Origin of the sequence: Pseudoflavonifractor phocaeensis, from assembly GCF_016901955.1 — a bacterium.
In the GTDB taxonomy this organism is placed as follows: domain Bacteria; phylum Bacillota; class Clostridia; order Oscillospirales; family Oscillospiraceae; genus Flavonifractor; species Flavonifractor phocaeensis_A.
Window position 1 is genome coordinate 1 of record NZ_JACJLC010000061.1, and the last position, 18,343, is coordinate 18,343.

An 18,343-nucleotide genomic window follows, 5' to 3' on the forward strand; every position below is an offset into this window, starting at 1 on the left:
CACGCCCGCGGCCGCCATGCACCATTTCCGCGGAAGCAGTGCACCATTCCAGCGGTGGTGATGCACCATCATCTGCGGTCAAGCTGCACTTTTGGAGCGGCGTATGCATCCCGCCCGTAGGCCTCATAGTCGATGTAGTTGCGCAGATGCTCCGGCACCTGCATGGCGTCCAGTTCCTCGATGTAATACCGGCCCAGATCATCGTGGTCGTGGATGTCGGGGTAAACATCGTAGCAGTCCAGGTTTTCCGTCAGGTTGATAAGCTCCTGGATGCTACCCGTATGGTCGCCGATCTCCGTGGCCGCCTGGAACCGCTCATATTCATCCTGGCTCATGTTGTCCAGCTTGGAGGCCAGGTAGTTCAGCTCGTCCAAGTTGGCATACTCACCCAGCAGGTCATAGAGGCCGTTCACATAGCAATCGTAGTCCGTGATGAACCATTCCTCATAGGTCTGCCCAAAGTCGTCCTTTGCGCCAATTCCGACGCGCTCAAAGACCTTTTTCAGTTCCTCCGCCGTGGTGGGAAACTTCACCCATTCGCCCACAAGGGCGCCCTCGTTGTACTTGCCCAGGTTGGTGATGAAGGCGGCAAAGGGATAATCTTTGTCGTAGTCATAATGGGGCATGGCGACACCTCCTTATCGCTCCGGCGCAGGCTTTTCCCGATGGGGCTGCGCCTTGCTCTGATTGGCACATTCCTTCCGGCTCTGCTCCAGCCGTTCCTTGATGGAGGGCTTTTTCTCTATCTGCCTCTCCCTGGGGCGCTCATGCTCCCACTCGTCGCCGGAGAGGGTGAGATAGCCTCTACTGGTGAAGCAGCCCTGTTCCTCCTGCATGGCATGATTGCCAAAGGGAACGGGATCAATGGCGTCCAGCAGCTCCGGGGGCAGAAGGATGTCCAAATGCTGTGCCAGATAGCGCCAGCCCACATCCTCCACCTTGCTGAAGTTGGGCTCCAGGACAAAATACTCGGTGTTGGCAGGGAACTCCCGGAACTGCTCCAGGGTGGTCAGGCGATAAGGCGACTCCTGGACAGCGGCCAGGAGGTCACGGTCCTCCGGGGAAAGTCCGGCAAGCGTCTGGGCCGCCGCCTCCAGTTCGCTTGCGTCACCGTCTGCGGGGAGCAGCGGCTTCAAATGTTCCATGAAATTGGGTTCGTTTTTGCTCAATGACATCATCCTTTCTGAAAATGGGTAAAAGAAAAGCGGGAAACCTTTCCAGGTTTCCCGCTCGGTGCCGTCACCGGCAGCTGCTATTTTGTTGTGGTATGTAGTCTATCCCTTCAGGTTCTCCAGCGCAGCGGGGTTGTTGGCGAGAATTGCGCCAACCATTTGACAACTTTTCAATTTAGCGCAGTCGCCGCAGGTCTTCACGCCTTTTTGCAGGGCGCATTGGCGAATACCGCAAAGGTTTTCGCAATACACCGTTTTCACCCCATCCATGCGGCAGCCCTGACAATTGATATGCTCTGGTAAGATGGGCGCATGATTTAACTGGGCCCACAGTTTTGCGGTTTTCTCGCGCAATGCCTGATCGTCATTGATGGTTGCAAGATAAGCGTCACACTTCTCACAGTCCAGCCCACAGTATGCGATCATATCCCTCACGGCTATTCACTCCCTGCAAGATATTAGCTTTATTATACTGTAATCAGTCACTCTTGGATAGAGCCGTGAAGGAAGAACGACACGATACTTATTTCTCGATGCGGTAATTCACATACTTCCCGCCGGTGTCGGCCAGAACGATTGTCCCGTCATAGGGTTTCCCGGTACGAAGGGAGCGCAGCCCCTTGACCTTTGCCTTCCCGTCTTTGAGCAAAGCGGCGGCGATCCTGGCGGTAAAGGCCTTTCCGCGCTGCTCGAAAAAGCGGTCATTCTTCCACATGACAAACTGACAGGCCCGGTCCGAACAGGCAAAGTTCTTCTTACCCTCATAGACTGGCTTGCCGCAGCGGGGACAGGTTCCCACTGCCTCCCTCTCCTGCTGGAACAACTTTTTCCCCTCCTCAGAAATGTGGGAATAGTTCCGCACCAGTTCCGCCGTCATCGCCTTGATCCCGTCCATGAAGCTCTCCGGCGAAGCCTCGCCCTTTGCCACCTCGTTCAATTGCTGTTCCCAATCCGCCGTGAGCTTGGGGGAGGTTAGCAGCTCCGGCAGCACCGTAACCAGGTTGACGCCTGCCTTTGTGGGGATCAGGTTCTTGCCTTTGCGCTCCACAAACCCGCTCGACACCAGTTTTTCAATGATGGCCGCCCTGGTCGCCGGGGTACCCAGGCCCTTGCGCTCTGCCTCGTCCGGCATATCTTCCTTGCCTGCATTCTCCATGGCCGACAGAAGGGTATCCTCCGTGTAGGGCTTGGGGGGTGAAGTGAAGTGCTCGGTGACGGAGGCGGAGACCGGCTCAAAGGCCTGTCCCTCCGTCAAGGCCGGAAGGACATCCGCGGCCTCTTCATCCTCCGGCTCCTCCTTCAGGGAGGACCGGAACACCTCCTGGATGGCCCGCCAGCCCTGGGAAAGCACCTGCTTTCCTTTTGCCGTGAAAGTGTGGTCATCGCAGTCAAAGGTGGCCGTGACCGCTTCATACACGAAAGGCTCCGCTGCCGCACACAGCAGCTTGCAGCAGACCAGCAGAAGGATATTGCGCTCGCCCACAGGCAGTGCAGGGACATCCGCCTTTTCCAATTCCATTGTCGGCAGGATCGCGTGGTGGTCGGATACCTTCTTGTCGTTCACCAACACTGTAACGTCAGGGAAAAACTCCGGGCAGGCGTCGAAGGGCGGCACCTGTGCCGCCAGATGCAGGACCACGGAGGCGGTCTCCGCCATGTCAACCGTCAGATACCGGCTGTCCGTCCGGGGATAGGTCAGCAGCTTCTTTTCATAGAGCGACTGGGCGTAGTCCAGGGTTTGCTTGGCCGTGTAGCCGAACACCTGATTTGCCTCCCGCTGCAAGGTGGTCAGGTCGTACAGCTTGGGCGGCTTCTCCGTCTTTTTCTCCCGTACCAGAGATACACACACAGCCCGCTGCCCGTCACAGGCGTCCCGGATGGCCTGGGCGTCCTCCATGGAAACAATGCGGTCGCTGATCGCCTCGGCCTCCTCCAGCGCCAGACGCACATGATGGTATTTCTCCTTGCGGAACAGAGTGATCTTGCTGTCCCGGTCGGCCAGCATCGCCAGGGTGGGCGTCTGTACCCGCCCCACATTCAGGGTGCGGTGGTAGAGGACGGAGAACAGGCGGCTTGCGTTGATGCCGATGAGCCAGTCCGCCTTTTGGCGACAAAGCGCCGACTGATACAGCGGGTCATAGTCCCTACCGGGGCGAAGATCGGCAAATCCCTCCCGGATCGCCGCGTCCTCCATTGAAGAAATCCAGAGGCGGAAGAAAGGTTTGGAACATCCGGCGGCCTCATAGACCAGTCGGAAGATCAGCTCACCCTCGCGTCCCGCGTCGCAGGCGTTGACCAACTCCGTCACATCGGGGCGCTCCATCAGGGAACGGAGAATGTGGAACTGGGCGGTCTTTTCCTCGGACACCACATAGCGGAAGGGGTTGGGCAGGATGGGAAGGTCCTCATACCGCCACTTCTTGTAGCGGTCATCGTAGGCGGCCGCGTCCGCCAACCCTACCAGATGCCCGATGCACCAGGAAATGAGCCAGCCGCCGCCCTCAAAATAGCCATCGGCCCTGGATGTGACACCCAGGGCCGACGCGATACTCTTTGCTACACTCGGTTTTTCGCAGATCACCAATTTGCTCAATTCTGGTCCTCCTGTTCTCCCTGTTCAGGAACGTCCTCGTTTTCGTATTCCTCGTCCTCGAACTCATAGTCGTCCGGGTCGGCGCTGACTTTTGCGCCCTGCTTGGGCTTGATGAACTTGATGTAGGCGAAGGCTCCGCCGCCGCCCAGGACCGCCAGCAGCAGGATCAGCACCAGGGCGCCGCCGCTGCCGGACTCCTTCTCCGGCTTCGGTTCGGGCTCCGGCTCCACCTCCGGCGCTTTCCCGGTGCACTCGCTCATATTCACCGCGCAAATCGGACAGGCAGTATTCACCGCACCGGCCTGGCATTTCTCGGTGCAGGTACAAACCGCAGGTTTTTCCTCCGTCTGCCCATCCTCCAGCAGCGCCATCAGGTCGGCTTCATCCACCTGGTTCAAGAAGTGAACGGCGGTCTCCTTGTCCTCGTTGGCCCGGTCGATCAGGATGTAAAAATAGTTGCCCGCTTTCGTGGTCACGGTGATAAGCTGCTTGTCGCCGTAATAGTCGTCCACCAGCGTGGCGTTGCCCTCCGGGGTAAGGGGCTTGCCCTCCGGCTCCATGCCCCCGGTGGCGGGTTCCTCGGTGGGTTCCCGGGTCGTCTCGGCGGGCTCCCCGGTGTAATAGTCCCCATCCCCGCCGCCCGCAAAGGCGGTGACAGAGAAGGCGGTCATGCACAGGACCACCGCCAGCATCGCCGTAAACAGCCGGATCACTTTCTTATTCTTCATGGTCGCTGTCCTCCATATTGTCGTCAGGCTCCGGCACCGCCTCCGCCTCCATCATCCCGTCGGGCAGGGTGATAAGGCCGCTGGCATAGGCCTTCAGGAAGGCGGTCAGCTCCTTGTTATCCATGCGCACCGCCTTGACCATGCGGACGATCTCCAGGTTTTCTTCCTCGGTGAGCTGCGCCTCCAGTTCCCGAAGGCGCTTCTGCTGGGCGGAGATCTTCCCCTTCACCTTTTCAATGTCCTTGCGAATTTTCTCAACCGTTGCCATGTGTGCAAAACTCCTTTCCAAATCGTTCTCCCCAGGAATAGTTCCGCCCCAGGCCCTTGACTGTTTTCAGGTTTTTCCGGGCGTTTTCCTCCAGCGCCAGGGCGCGGCGGAATAAATCGGGATACTGCTCCCGCAGAGCGGTGATCTCATCTGGTTTCATGCTGGGGCAGAAAAAACAGGACGATTTTCCCGGCTGGGGCAGCCCTGCCGCCTCGATCTGCCGGATGCAATCGTCCCGCGTCCACCCCCATTCCATCAGGGGATACCACTTGCTGTATTTTCGGTCGGCGAGGTCTCCCAGCAGCACCTTGTCGCTGCGGTAGCCCTCGCCTGCGTCGTAGCCGATGAATTTGACCACCCTTTTGCCCGCCGCCCACACCTTTTGACACGGCGGATAATGGTTGCCGAACTTTTCCTGCGGCCCGATCTTATGTTTCAGGGAACACCGCTTGAAGCCATAGGCAATGGATGGAAGGCTGCAGCTTTGCAGACATTCATCCTCCAGCGTCAGCCGTTTCCCGTCACGGGTGGTCTTATACACTCTGGTAATGGGCGGCATCCCGTGGTCCTTCAGCCAGGAATCCATCACCTCCAGATAGGCGTATGTGTGGGGATGCTCCGCCCCCGTATCCGCAAAGAGGATCAGGTCCACCGGGATACGGTGCTGGTGCAGTCCAACCAAAAGGGCGGTGCTGTTGGCACCGCCCCCGTAGGAAACCATATTGATGCTTCATCACCTCCATCAGTTGTAGGGCGGTCTGCCGTATGCGTAGAAATGGGACTGCCAGTAGCTTGTGTTCAGGTTGGAATACTGGATGGGGTCGCCGCAATGCAGCATCATCCCGTCGCCCACATAGATGCCCACATGGGATACGCCGTTGGTATCATATGTCCCCACAAAGAACACCAAATCGCCGGGCTGGGGGTTGGATACCGGGGTGGAAATGTTGTAGAGCCCCTGGGCGCCCAACCGCCCGGTATTACACAGGCCGCTGTTGGTCAGCACATAACTGACAAAGCCGCTGCAATCGAAAGAGGTGCTGGGGCTGCTGCCGCCCCACACATAGGGATAACCCAAGTATTTTTCCGCCTCGGTGATAAGGGTGTTGAACCGCTCGTCTGTCAGGTATTCAGCGGGAATCTCCCAGGCGGTGGGCGGGTTCTCGATGTACTTGCTCACATACCCGGAGGACGGAAACAGATCGGGGCGGTTGCCCAGGGTGGACATATAGGTGGCGTACAGGGAAAGCTGTTCCTCGCCCATCATATAGACCGGCACATGGGAGAGGTCGAAGTTCTCCAGCGTGACGGTGCAGATGGTCCAGGTATAGGGCACCCGAACCGTATAGGTGTTGCCCTCGCTGTCCGTCCTTGTTTCCGTCCGATAGCGGGTCTCCGTGGTCACGGTTTCGGTGAGGATGTATTGCTTGTCAAAGAGGGTTTGAAGGTCGCCCTGTACCTGGTCGATGGTGAACACTCCTTCATGGAGTGCCGACAGAATGGAGATCAGCACATAGGGGTCATGCTCGATCTCGTCCAGGTCGAAGTGATACTCGTCATAGTCGTGGGTGGCCTCGTAGGTGTCCAAGTACTCCCGCAATTCATCCTCTTTGGCACAGTAGGCCTCTTCCGCCGCCAGCATATCGGAATCTTCGGAGAGATAGGAGGACACCATGATGTTGGACATCCCGCCGCCGAACATGGAGGAACAGGATTGCAGGGAGCCCAGCAGCATCACCAGCAGAAGGCCGATGCCGCCCACGATCAACGCGCCCTTCCAATGCCGTTTCAGGAAAAGGGCGGTGCGCTTGGACTCCTGGGCGGTTTTCCTGGCCGCCTTTGCCGTGGCCTCTGCTGTTTTCCCGGCCTGGGCGGTCTTTCCCGCCGCCCGGTATGCCGCCGCATATTGCTTTTGCAGCTTCCGTTTCTGCCACAGGCGGGAGATGGGATTGGATGCAAGCTGGGGGTTCTCCGCCACGGCTTTCCGATAGTAGAAATCCGCATTGGCCTTGACCGCCGCCTGCTCCGCCTTTGCTGCGTCCCGCCAGGGTTTCAGCTTGCGTTCCGCCCGCCAGTTCTGGACACGGCGGTTTCCGTAGCCCACAGCCTTCTCAATGCCGTGTTCTCCCAGGTGGCCCGACTGGACGCCGGAATTTTCCTGCTCCACCTCCCGGACCTTGCCGTGGATGGCTGCGCCCGCCTCCTGGATGGGGCGGGACAGCGGATTGGCATGCTGGGGGGATGGCGGTTTGGACGGAGTAGCAGCCTTTGCCGCATCCAGCCGGTCCGCCGCCTTGTCCGACTTGCGGATGGCCCCTTGCAGCTCCGGCTTGGCCTGGTCAGCCTCGGAAAACTGCAATCGGGAGGATGGGCGGCCCGCTACCGCCTCGCCCTCCCGATAAGCTCTGCGCTGTTTCCGGTGCTTCTTTTTTGCTGCTGCCTGTTCCCGGTGCAGTTCCACACGGTCCACCACTTTCCCAGCGGCGCCCGCCGCATCGCCGGATGTGGAATAGTCCCGCTCCGGCATCCGGTCAGAGGGATAGGTAGTCTTGCCCGTGACCAGATTGACGGATACCGCCCCGTCACGGGTCATCTTCTGCGCCTCCTTTTCAGGGGCTTTCCATTCTTTCAAGGTGCGTCACCTCCTGTTCCATAGGGGCAGATATTGATACAGGCCCCGCTTTCGATCATGGCGATGTACCGGAAAATGGGATAGGCCTGAGGCGGGCAGACCGCGTTACCCAGGGTTTTCAGCCGCAGCGCCCGGTTGTCCGTGTCCTCGGTCATGCGGGGGACTCCTTTGGGCTCGGCACGCCATAGGATGCGTCCGTCCATTTCGGGGGGAATCCCATGAGCCACTCCACCCAGTCCGGGTTCAGCGCCGCTTTCTCGGAACGGGGCTGCTCCTGCCGGATCACCTGGGCCGACAGGTTGGAGGACGGGGATTTGCCCCGGAAGGCCGCCGGTTTCAAAGTGGAGCGGTAGCCCTCCGACGCCGCCGGGGTCAGATAGAACACCGCCGCCGACAAGGACAGGCTCCAGATCGTCCCGTCCTTGTTCCGCTTGCGGAATATCCCATTGTCCGACAGGAACACATCCAGGTTGGCAGCGTCCCGTCCCGTGGATTTGTCGGAGGCAAGGGGTGTGGGAAACATCAGCCGCGACGATAAAAGTTCGCTGGCGCTCATGCCATGCGCCGACGCCGCAAGCCGGAAATACGAATGGGAGAACAGCGTATCCCGCTTTTGCCAGGTCAAAAATCGTTTTGTCGAGCCCCATATTGATGAAGCCAGCAACATTTTCCCCAAGCACCCAACGGGGCCGCAGTTCGGCAATAACGCGGCACATTTCCGGCCACAGGTAGCGTTCATCCGCAAAGCCCCGCCGCTTTCCTGCGGTGGAGAAGGGCTGGCACGGGAATCCGCCGGAGAGAATGGTGATGGTTTCAAGTCCTGTTTTCTCAAAAAACGCCTCCTTCGTGAATGTAGTGATGTCCCGAAACTTCGGCACATCTGGCCAATGCTTTTGCAGGACGGAATAGGGATAGTCCGCCCACTCGCATTGACAAACCGTTTCAAAGCCCGCCGCCTCCGCCGCCAGGTCCAGCCCGCCGATGCCGGAAAAGAGGCTAACATGGGTGAGGCGGTCAGGCATGGGGCTGATCCTCGTCATCCTCGCAGTCCACATAGAAGGCGTCCAGTTCGCAAAGCTCCAGGGCCTTCAGCCGGGCAAGGTCGGTCTTGTCGCCGAACACCAGGTAGCGGCCTGGGATGCTCCAGCGATCAAACATCTGGTCGGCGATCTCGCCGTACCGCCGGGCGGTGTCGATCAGGTTCTCCATGTCCCGGCGGTCCTTGACCTTCCCGGCAAGGAAGGCCAACTGATGGAGCAGCCCGTAGAGATGGACTTCCTCGTCGATGTGCGCCTCGTAGGTCTTTTCCTCAATGACATACAGCTTTTCCTGTTCCATATCCTTATCCCATCCTTTCCTCGTGTTCCACCTCGCTGGGCTTGGTGGTGAGCAATTTGTAGAGCTCGGTACCCTTCGGGAAGTCATCCGCAAAGGGCAGGATGACATTATTGAAGAACAGCAGCCCGTGACCCGGCTCGGAATTGGTCACATAGGCAAGCTGCTCCGATGAAATGTTCAGCCGCTCCGCCAGTATCTTCCGGTCGCCTGCCGCCTGGTTGAGCATATAGATGAAGTCGCTGTTCTCCAGGATATTTTCGATCTCCGGGGAGGAAAGCAGGTCCTTGGGGTTCTGGGTCGCCCCGGTGGGGATGCCGCCCCATTTTCTGAACCGTTTCCAAATCTCGGCGCTGTACGCCGCAGTCTGTTCTTCCTTCAGCAGAAGGTGGAATTCGTCTACAAAATACCAGGTAGACCGGCCAATGGCACGGTTGATGGTGACGGTGTTCCACACCGCGTCCTGGACAATGAGCATACCGGGCTTTTTCAGATTTTTGCCCAGGCCCTTGATGTCGAAGCAGACCAGACGGTTGGAGATGTCCACGGTGGTGCGATGGTTGAAGAAGTTCAGCGAACCGTTCACATACAGGTCCAATGCCTGGGCCACCCGGTCGGCCTCCGGGATGTGCTGGGACAGCAGGGCGTTCATCAGGTCGCCCAAAATCGGCATATTCTCCGGCCTGGGGTCGGCAAAGTAGGGCTGATAGATCATCTGCACCGCCCGGTCGATGACCGTCTTTTCGATGGCATCCAGGCCGGTCTTGCTGCCCATGATGAGCTCACAGAAGGACAGCACGAAGTCGCTTTTCAGCGCCAGCGGGTTTTCTTCATCGGAATAGTTGAGGTTGATGTCCAGGGGGTTCACATAGTCGGTGCTGGACGGGGACAGCCGGATCACCTGACCGCCCAGCCGCTTCACCAGGGGCGAATATTCGTCCTCCGGGTCGCAGATGATGACATTGTCCTGGGTCATCAGCATGATAAAGGTGATCTCCCGCTTGCAGCTCATGGATTTGCCGCTGCCGGGCGTGCCGAACACAAGGCCGTTGGGACAACGGGATTGCTTGCGGTCCAGCAGGATCATGTTATTGGAGAGGGCGTTGAGGCCGTAGTACATGGCGTCGCCGCCCATGAACACCTCCTGGGTGACGAAGGGGACGAACACCGCCAGAGCCGATGTGGTCAGGCTCCGTTCGATCTTGATGCGGTTGAGGCCCAGGGGCAAAGAGGACATCAGCCCGTCCTCCTGCTGGAAGTCCAGCCGGGTCAGAAGGCAGTTGTAGGTCTGGGCGACACTGGCCGCCTGGGATACGGCGATCTCCAGCTTTTGCCGGGTCTCCGCCGTGTGCAGCACCAGGAAGGTCATGTTGAACATTCTCTCGTTGCGGGATTGCAAGTCGGTGAGAAGGTCCTTCGCCGCGCCGCCGTAGGTGGAGAGGTCGGAAGGAAGGATGTCCATATCGTAGCCACTGCGCACAGCCCGTTTCTGTTCCTGTATCTTCATGGCATCCAGGTCGGTGATCTTTCGTTTGACCATCTTGATGGCCTCGTTCTGGTTGATGCCCCGGATGTGCATGGTCACCATAATATTTCCGTCCGCCTCCATGAAGTCGGTGAGGATACGGTCGTGCATCTCCGGCGCCAGAATTTGCAGAAAGGATACTGCCCCGTAGCGTTTGCCGATGCGGAAGGTGCGGGTCTCCCCGAAGTGGAAGGAGGACGGAGAGATGAAGTCCTTCACCGAAAGGCCGCTGGCCGGGAGCCAGTCCCATTCAAAGGCGAACTGCCCGCCTTCCGGATGAAGGATGTTGTAAAGCAGCTCCAGCCGTTCCTTTCCGTCCAGCACATGAGCCGCCGCCCCCATGACCTTGAAGCGGTTGAGGGTGTCGGTCTCAATGCGGGCAAACCTCGCCCGTGCTGCGGGAAGGTTCTCCGCCTCGATGGTCAGGGTTACATACTTGGTTTTCACATAGCCGTTGTTGCCCCGCTTGTACTGCATCCGCAGGATGTCCACCGCCTCGTCCCGGATGGGGTCCAGGTCGTTGCCCTGCCTGGTGATACCGAACATTTCATCGGCGGCGCTGCCTCCGCTGCGGCTGTCCAAAGAGACCTGGACGCCGATGGAGGGGTCGTAGCCGTTATAGAAGTCGCAGAGGCTTTCAAAGATGCTCCGCTGATCCTCCGGCCCAGCCAAGCGGTAGTTCACATCCTCAAAGGCAATGGTCTTGGAGAAAGTCCTGCCCTCCAGCCTGCACAGGCCGTCGGGGAACATATTCTGAAACGGGATGCTGTCCTGCACCGTATGGGCTTTTCCGTCGCCCTTTGCCTGCCGGATCACCGCCTCGATCTGCTTGCGCTGGCTACGGGTGAGCTTACGCTTTGCCGGTTTTTCTGCCTTTTCTCGCAATCCGCTTCACCTCCTGTTCCAGTCGGGATTGCCGCACCAGGGCGGAATAGAGATTGTTGGTCTGGTAGATGCGTACCTTCGGGCGGATGAATTTGTTCTGGATCAGATGACCCAGGAACACCTCCAGCGGCTGCCCGTTCTTCTCGTACATGGCGAACAGGAAAAAGGGCAGCATCACCAGGATCATGCAAAGCGCCGCCGTGGTGGTCCCCAGGCTCGCCTTTGCCAAAAAGAAAAGCGGCACGCCTACCAGCGCCGCCGCTCCGAAACAGATCACTTGCCGTTTGGTCAGCCCGAACAGGACCTTGCTCTGTATCCGGCTCAGGTCCTTCGGGATCGTTACATAAGCCAATGTTTCACACCTCCTTTAGTGGGCGCCAAACAGGGATTTTGCAAGGCTGCCGGTCTTGAACAGGGTGTAGCACAGCAGGACCGTATAGCCCATGCAGCCCCAGATAGCTGCGGATATGTTGTCGCCGGATGTGGAGATGCCCTCCACCAGCACCGCGTAGATGCCTACGCAGATCATAATGAGGAAGGCTTGGAAGCCCAGGGCCAGCAGGGAGCGAAGGTAGTTCTGCCCCGTGGAGCCCCACTCCCGGTTGACCATCGTGGCAAAGGGGATGGGTCCTATTGAGGTGACCAAATACACCTCAATCATTCTGCCGTAGATCACCAGGAAGATGCAGATGGAAAGTATCTGCGTACACAGCCCCACGAACACGCTCTGGAACCACAGCCCCAGCAGGGCGCCCACGCTCCAGTCGGCAAGCTGGGTCTCCAGATCACCCACCACGCCGGAAATGTCGATGCCTGCGTCCGAGATGATAACCCCTGCCGACTGACTGACCACATTCTGCGCCACATCGAACACCGCCATAACGATGTTCCAGGTGTTGGTGACGATCAGCACTGCGCAGAAGGTCTTGAAAATCCACTTGAAGAAAATCCAGGTGTCGAAGTCATGGAGGTTGTTTTTCTCGATGATGAGCTGGATCAGCTCGTAGCACATGACGAAGGTGAGGATGATGCCCGCGATGGGGACGATCACCGTCTCCGAGAGGTTGCGGATCATGTTGAAGATGCTGCTGTTCCAGGCGGCGGGCGTCATGCCGACCTCCCCGGCGATTTCGCCCACCTTTGTGTTCAGGGTATCAAACATCCCGGTCAGGTTTGAAATGATACCGTCAATGAGCAGTTCCTTGAACCAATCCTCAATCATACCCAATATCAAGGGAGATCACCTCCTTTGCGGGGGCTCCCGCTGCAAAGCGAAAGCCCCCGCTGGGTTTGGATGTTTGGTATCATGCGCGATGCCAGATTTCCACGCCATCCATAGATGCGGTGTGGCTGTTGGCCGCCTCGAGAATGTCATAGTAGGCCCAATAGCCCTTGGACACATCCGGGAACAGCACCAGCCCACGGGGATGGTCGGCAATATACTCCTGGTCGGCCTCACGCCCCAGCAGGCGGTTGACGATGGTAACAACCTCGGCACGGGTGATTTCATCGTCGGCATGGAAGGTGCCGTCGCCGTAGCCTACCACCCAGCCATACCGGGCGGCGTCCTCAATGTAGCCCGCAGCCCAATGGCCGGGGGACACATCCCAAAAGCAGCCGTACTCCTCCATGATGGCGGGATCGCCGTCGCCATAGGCGTCAAAGAACCGCACCGCCATGGCCGTGAACTCGGCGCGGGTGATGGGCTCGTCCCCGTGGAACAGTCCGTCGGTGTAGCCCACAGCAATGCTGTAGCGGGTCAGATAGGACACATACCTGGCGTACCATGCGTTTGTGGGTACATCCAGGAAGGTGGTTTTTGTGGGGGCGGTGATACGCTCCCCGTTGCGCTGAGCCAGCAGGCGGGCAAAGATGGTGGCCGCCTCGCTCCGGGTCATATCCCGGTCCGGCCCAAAGGTGCCGTCGGTGTAGCCCACCACATAGGCCCCGTGATACTCGGACTCCACAACAACGGGAACCGTCAGCTTGCCGTTCTCGTCGGTTTCCCCGGTTTCCTTCTGGCCCAGATCGCCCTTGATGATAACAGTCAAGCCCTCCTGGGGCTCACGCTCCTGGTCAGTGACGGTAACGGTGATCCGGTTGTCCTCGTCCATGTCGGCGCCGTCCGGCAGGGTGACGGTGATGGTGCCGGTTTTTCCGATAGATACTCCGGCATCCTCAATGGGCCGCCCGGTTTCGTGATCCTCCATCTTAACGGTCAGGGTCCAGCGATCCCCGTCGGCATCCTCCCAGCCCACGGTGCCTTTTCCGTCCTCATTGGTGGTATCAGAACCACCAGGGACAGTGAGCTGTCCGGCGGTGTCGGTCTTGCCGCTGCTGGAATTGTCGTTGCGGTCAGTGACGGAAATACCCATGTCCGCCACGAGGGACTTGTCCTTGACAAGCTGAATCTGGATGGTGGTCTGATCGGCATAGTCCAGCAGCCGCCCGGAAGGAAGCCGGACAGACAAGGTATGATCCGCATGGAGTGCAACGGTGGCATTGGCTACGGGGTTTTTGGTATCCGTATCGGTGACAATCACCAGATAGCCGCCCACAACAGCCTCGCCCTTGCTGTCCGTGGTGGCCTGATTGTAGATTTTCTCGATTTCTTCCGTTTCCAGGGTTTCGCCGCACACGGTACATTCCTTGTGTTTGCTGCCCTCGCTGTCGGTGGTGGGTTCCTGGTCAATGATCCAGTCGCCGGGCTTGTGTCCGGCGGCATCGGTGTAGTTACCCTTGTAAGTGTCGCCGCAGCGTGAGCAGGTATAGGTGGTGTAGCCCATTTCCGTGCAGGTGGGTTCAGTGATTTCCTCCTGGTAGTCGTGGCCCAGGGCGTTGACGATCACAGCGCCGCACTTGGTACAGAGCTGGGGCGTGGTGCAGGTGGCCGCCTCGCCGGGTGCATGGCCCGCCGCCGCATTACCCTCCAGCCGGTGATAGCCGCAGCGGACACAGCGATACTCGATCAGACCTTCGCCGGTGCAGGTGGAGCCAGTGACTTCGGTACCCTCGTCCCAGGAATGGCCCAGGGGGTCGGTGTAGTCGGTGACAAAGGAACTGCCGCAGCCCTCGCAGATATGGAGGGTCTTGCCGCCACCCTCACAGGTGGCTGGGCTTACTTTGGCAACATAGTTGTGGGGCAGGGCCGCCGTGATGTCCTCGATATGACGCTCCCCGCAGATGGAACACTCCCGCAGGGTGTAGCCGGGGTTGGTGCAGGTGGCCGGGACAACGGTGGTGGAGAACTCATGCTCCCCCTTGGGGGTAGTGCTTTCCTGGACGGTGCCGCACCGCTCACAGATTTCCAGCACCTTGCCGGGGGCCTCGCAGGTGGCGTCCCGGATGACGATGCTTTGATAAGCATGGCCCAGGGTGGCCTCATAGTCCTGCTTTTCGATTGCACCGCAATCCACACACAGGTAGCGGTCATAGCCCAGAGTCAGGCAGGTGGGGTTCACGTTGTCCAGCAGGGTCCAGTTGTGGTCCTCGCCGCAGGTGCCATCCCCATCGGTTTCCTCGGTGCTTTCATCCCGTAGGTGGACATAGGCCACGCCGTCCTCTACCATGTTGGTGTTCTTGAATGTATAGGTGATCTCATAATAAACCGAGTAATCTCCGGCCTCCGAGTAGTTAGGGGCGCTGGTCAAGGTGCAAGCGTCGGCGCTGTGGCCGTAGCGGATGGCGGTGGTGACGCCAGCCTCGGAGAGATCGGACACGGTAACGGTGTGGGGCTGGCCGTCTGCAACGCCGAAGTAGTCCGCCACAACAGACTTGGCAGCGGTGTAGGCGGTTTCGGCATAGCCGCAGTCGGCGCAGGCTGCCATTTCTACAAAGCGGTCATGGGCCAGCTCCGGGCGGATGGCTGTTTCCATGTGGTGCCGCTCCAGGGTGGATCTTTCCTCCTTGTAGGTGCCGTAACAGAACGCGCAGTATTCACCGCTGGTGGTAACAACACGATGGTAGGTGCTGTCCACCTGCTCAACGGTATGCGTTTCCGGCAGTTCCTCAAAGAAATCCGCCGCGCAGTCATAGAGACAATACACATTCTTGTTGCAGGCGTAACTGGTAGCACCCATATTACTGTTAATCGTGCCGCAGACTTCGCAGACAGCTTTCGTCCAGTGGTAGCCGGTATAGGCGGCGTCCTGGCCGGGGGTGCCGTCCAGAAGATCACCCTTGCTCTCGCCGTCCAGACAGGTGCCGTCCGAATACTTAACATTTCGAGTCAGCGCGGTTTCACCGTTACGGGTGTACTCAGGAACACGGAACACCTCAAAGGCGGTGGCCTTGTCGCAGACGCAGCAATCAAAGGTTTCCCTCGTCACCACCGAGTTTGCGTCAAGTTCGTTGGTGCGGTTCAGCGCCTCCTGCCAATGCTCCGCCGGGTCATGGTAGCTGTTCTGCTGGGCGGCAAAGGCCGAGGGCACCAAACCGACGCACAGCACCAGGGAGAGCAATAGCGCCATAGGGCGCCGAAAACGAATTTTGCTGTTCATGAAATCCCTCCCTTAACCACCAGTGGACAGCAGGCCGGACAGCAGGGGCACCAGAATCATACCGATTAGGGCAACGCCGCCGCCCGCCATGAGCTGCTTGATGCCTTGGGACTTGGAGGCTGGGTTGTCCTGGCCGTAACCTTCCAGAAGGTTGATGCCGCCCCACACGCACAGGCCGCCGCCCAGCGCGATAACCAAAGTCTGCAAAACCTCAATTGACTTTGCAAAAAAATCCATAGGTCAATTCTCCTTTCGTTCGTTTGAATTGTCGTGTTGAAGGTCGGTGGCTTTCAATTCGTACAGATCGAAAGGCTCGTCCGGCTTCACGATGGCCGGTCTGCGTTTCATGTACCGTTCAATGTCAAAGGTGTTTTTCTTGTCGGCATCGGCAAGGTACTTGTAGCGGGGATGCTTTGTTATATCAAACTTGTCGCTGAAAAACGGCCGCACCCCTCGCAGCTGCAAGATACACTTGCCTCCGTCCATCACCGCGATCTCGTCCTGGGTCATCAGCTCCTTTCCTAATTTCTGATAGTTGAGGCCGTGGGAAACCTGGCTGCCCCGGTTCTCGGATTGATTGAAGCTGTCGATGGTCTCCTTGCCCAGCAGCTCCGAGATTTCTTTCAGGGAGGATTTCTCCTTGCCTCCCAAAAACAAGGTGGTGTCGCAGTTGCCCACAATGGTGTCTGCGGCGTCCTTGTAGATGGTCTTTAACTGACTTTGGGACTGCAAAATAATAGAAGCCGAGATTTCCCGGCTCCGGATGGTGGCTATCAGCTTGTCGAAATTGGGTATCTGCCCGATATTGGCGAACTCGTCCAGAAGGCACCGCACATGGACGGGCAGCCTGCCGCCGTACACGTCGTCCGCCTTATCGCAAAGGAGATTGAATAGCTGGCTTTGCAGCATGGCAATGACGAAGTTGAAGGTGGTGTCCGTGTCGCTCATAATGAGGAACAGCGCCGTTTTCCGGTCGCCCAGGGTGTCCAGCTCCAGTTCGTCGTCCGACATGATTTCCCGCAGCTCCGCAATATCGAAGGGGGCAAGGCGGGCGCCGCAGCTAATCAGGATGGATTTCAGGGTCTTGCCAGCGGCCAATTTGAATTTCCGGTACTGCTTCACGGCGAAGTGGTCCGGGTGCTCTTTCTCCAGCTTTGCAAAGAGCAGGTCAACGGGACTTTGAAATTCCTCGTCATCCTCTCTGGCCTCGGATGCGTTGATGAGCTCCAGCAGCGTGAGGAAGTTTCGCTCCTCCGGCTCCGCCTCGTACCAGATGTACCCGATCAGGGCGCAGTACAAAAGCCGCTCGGCCTTCACCCAAAAATCTTCCGAGGATTTTTCCCCGTCGCCTTTGGTGTTGGCGATGATGACATTGACCAGCTTCAAAATATCCTTTTCGCTGCGGATGTAGGCGAAAGGGTTGTATTTCATGCTCTTTTTGAAGTTGATGGTGTTGAGGACTTTGATGCGGTACGGCTCATAGATGACCTTCCCGCGGGCGTCCCGCATGGGCTTTCCGTTCTCGTCCAGCTTGGGAGCGCCCCGGCGCAGCATGGTCCCCACCTCGGACAAAAGCTGTCCTTTCGGGTTTTGTCAATAAGGAACAAGAAAAAAGTATCTTGCTTTTAAGCGGTTTCATCGCCGCTGTCGTTCTTGATAAGGCGCACAACCTTGTCCGTAAAGGTTTCCCGGCTGGTTTCGCTGAAATGGATATGAATGTCAAAGGTCGTGCCGCCGATGTTCTTCACAAGGTCGGGTTTGGCGGTCAGAGGGGAAGCGGCTGCGGGGGCGCTGGTCTTGCTGGTTTCATTGTTCATAGGCTGCTCCTTTCTATGAGAAAAGCCCCATGCGGCAGCACATGGGGCGGTGGTTGAGGGTTGAAGTGGCGAAGTGGCAAAGTGGCAAGGTATCTGGGTTTTGCCACTTGGATTTTGCCACTTCATTTTTTGAGGGCGTGATACCATGCCGCGCCGATACGCTTTGAGGTAATGCGCCCGTCAAGGTTTTTCTTTGCCGCCCGGACGGTACGGGCAGAAATCCCGGCTTCGGCTGCGGCCTTATCAATGTCCTCGCTGGCAAGTTCTTTCCCGTCTGCGAGTAAGTCAAGTATCAGTTTCTCGGCTTGCTCGGTCTTGGTGGCGGTGTTCCCGCCCGCGCCGGATAGCAGCTCGTCGGCGGTTATGTCGTATTCGCCTATCCATGAAAAGCCTGTTTCCGGGTCAAGGCAAAAAGCAACGGGCTTGCCCTCCGGCGCAAGGGAAGATTTGTCATGGACGATAACGCGCACATTTGGCTCCCGCTTCACGCGCCCGATCAGCAGGACGCTCCTTGCTGCGGCGCGGAAGTCAATAGAACCTAATCCCCGGTATGCGCTCTGCCCTCCGGCGGCTTTGTTCAAGTGTCCGATAAGGATAACGGCGCACCCGGTACGCTCGGCAACATCGGCAAGGCGGCGGAACATGGGGCGCACTTCGTTTGCCCGGTTCATGTCGGTCTTTTCGCCCATGTACGCCTGTATGGGGTCAAGGATAATCAGCCGCGCCCCGTTCTGCGTGATTGCCTTTTCTATGCGCTCGTCGGACAGGGTAAGCTCCCGCTTGGCTTCATCAATCACAAGCACGCGGTCAAGGTCGGCTTCGGCTTCTATCAAGCGGGGCTTGACGGTATCGCCCAGCCCGTCCTCGGCGGTCTGGTAAATCACTTGGA

The 18,343-nt window shown here is 58.4% G+C and carries 17 protein-coding genes and 1 pseudogene; all 18 read right to left on the reverse strand.

The window, feature by feature from the left end:
* Positions 1–68: 68 nt before the first annotated feature.
* Entirely contained in the window at positions 69–626 is a 558-nt protein-coding gene (locus H6B51_RS12355) for an antirestriction protein ArdA (protein ID WP_335342154.1), read from the reverse strand.
* Between the two features lie 12 nt (positions 627–638).
* Positions 639–1,145: a hypothetical protein gene (locus tag H6B51_RS12360; protein WP_243421287.1), complete on the reverse strand. Its 507-nt coding sequence runs from the start codon at positions 1,143–1,145 to the stop codon at positions 639–641.
* 129 nt (positions 1,146–1,274) lie between these two features.
* Complete coding sequence (locus H6B51_RS12365) at positions 1,275–1,598, reverse strand: DUF3795 domain-containing protein (RefSeq protein WP_207753936.1); 324 nt, start codon at positions 1,596–1,598, stop codon at positions 1,275–1,277.
* A gap of 97 nt (positions 1,599–1,695) precedes the next feature.
* Positions 1,696–3,765 carry a DNA topoisomerase 3 gene (locus tag H6B51_RS12370; protein ID WP_204883988.1) on the reverse strand — a complete coding sequence of 690 codons (2,070 nt, stop codon included), beginning with the start codon at positions 3,763–3,765 and terminating at the stop codon, positions 1,696–1,698.
* Positions 3,762–4,493, reverse strand: coding sequence for a DUF4366 domain-containing protein (locus H6B51_RS12375; protein ID WP_204883989.1), 732 nt, complete (start codon positions 4,491–4,493; stop codon positions 3,762–3,764). Before H6B51_RS12375 ends, H6B51_RS12370 begins: the two co-directional genes overlap by 4 nt.
* Positions 4,483–4,761: a DUF4315 family protein gene (locus H6B51_RS12380; RefSeq protein WP_204883990.1), complete on the reverse strand. Its 279-nt coding sequence runs from the start codon at positions 4,759–4,761 to the stop codon at positions 4,483–4,485. The genes H6B51_RS12375 and H6B51_RS12380 overlap by 11 nt, the downstream gene beginning before the upstream one ends.
* The gene (locus tag H6B51_RS12385) at positions 4,748–5,488 is read right to left on the reverse strand and encodes a phosphoadenosine phosphosulfate reductase (RefSeq protein ID WP_204883997.1); all 741 of its coding nucleotides are present in this window, start codon (positions 5,486–5,488) and stop codon (positions 4,748–4,750) included. The genes H6B51_RS12380 and H6B51_RS12385 overlap by 14 nt, the downstream gene beginning before the upstream one ends.
* A 15-nt stretch (positions 5,489–5,503) precedes the next feature.
* The gene (locus H6B51_RS12390; RefSeq protein ID WP_243421288.1) at positions 5,504–7,393 is read right to left on the reverse strand and encodes a C40 family peptidase; all 1,890 of its coding nucleotides are present in this window, start codon (positions 7,391–7,393) and stop codon (positions 5,504–5,506) included.
* Positions 7,390–8,415 carry a DNA cytosine methyltransferase gene (locus H6B51_RS12395; RefSeq protein WP_204883991.1) on the reverse strand — a complete coding sequence of 342 codons (1,026 nt, stop codon included), beginning with the start codon at positions 8,413–8,415 and terminating at the stop codon, positions 7,390–7,392. The genes H6B51_RS12390 and H6B51_RS12395 overlap by 4 nt, the downstream gene beginning before the upstream one ends.
* Positions 8,408–8,731: a hypothetical protein gene (locus H6B51_RS12400; protein ID WP_204883992.1), complete on the reverse strand. Its 324-nt coding sequence runs from the start codon at positions 8,729–8,731 to the stop codon at positions 8,408–8,410. The genes H6B51_RS12395 and H6B51_RS12400 overlap by 8 nt, the downstream gene beginning before the upstream one ends.
* Positions 8,732–8,735: 4 nt before the next feature.
* Positions 8,736–11,138, reverse strand: coding sequence for a VirB4-like conjugal transfer ATPase, CD1110 family (locus H6B51_RS12405; RefSeq protein ID WP_204883993.1), 2,403 nt, complete (start codon positions 11,136–11,138; stop codon positions 8,736–8,738).
* On the reverse strand, positions 11,104–11,490 hold the full coding sequence (locus H6B51_RS12410) for a PrgI family protein (protein ID WP_204883994.1): 387 nt from the start codon (positions 11,488–11,490) through the stop codon (positions 11,104–11,106). Before H6B51_RS12410 ends, H6B51_RS12405 begins: the two co-directional genes overlap by 35 nt.
* A gap of 15 nt (positions 11,491–11,505) precedes the next feature.
* Entirely contained in the window at positions 11,506–12,372 is an 867-nt protein-coding gene (locus tag H6B51_RS12415; protein WP_243421289.1) for a VirB6/TrbL-like conjugal transfer protein, CD1112 family, read from the reverse strand.
* Positions 12,373–12,442: 70 nt separating this feature from the next.
* Positions 12,443–15,637, reverse strand: coding sequence for an S-layer homology domain-containing protein (locus H6B51_RS12420; protein WP_204883995.1), 3,195 nt, complete (start codon positions 15,635–15,637; stop codon positions 12,443–12,445).
* A 12-nt stretch (positions 15,638–15,649) separates the two neighbouring features.
* Positions 15,650–15,874, reverse strand: a complete 225-nt coding sequence (locus tag H6B51_RS12425; protein WP_065533868.1) for a Maff2 family mobile element protein — start codon at positions 15,872–15,874, stop codon at positions 15,650–15,652.
* Positions 15,875–15,877: 3 nt separating this feature from the next.
* Positions 15,878–17,227 (reverse strand): annotated as a pseudogene (locus H6B51_RS12430) (VirD4-like conjugal transfer protein, CD1115 family); the annotation flags it as partial.
* A 35-nt stretch (positions 17,228–17,262) separates the two neighbouring features.
* Complete coding sequence (locus tag H6B51_RS12435; RefSeq protein ID WP_087385489.1) at positions 17,263–17,454, reverse strand: transposon-encoded TnpW family protein; 192 nt, start codon at positions 17,452–17,454, stop codon at positions 17,263–17,265.
* Between the two features lie 122 nt (positions 17,455–17,576).
* Positions 17,577–18,343 (reverse strand): AAA family ATPase (locus H6B51_RS12440; protein ID WP_204883996.1); only part of this gene is annotated, 767 nt, incomplete at its 5' end.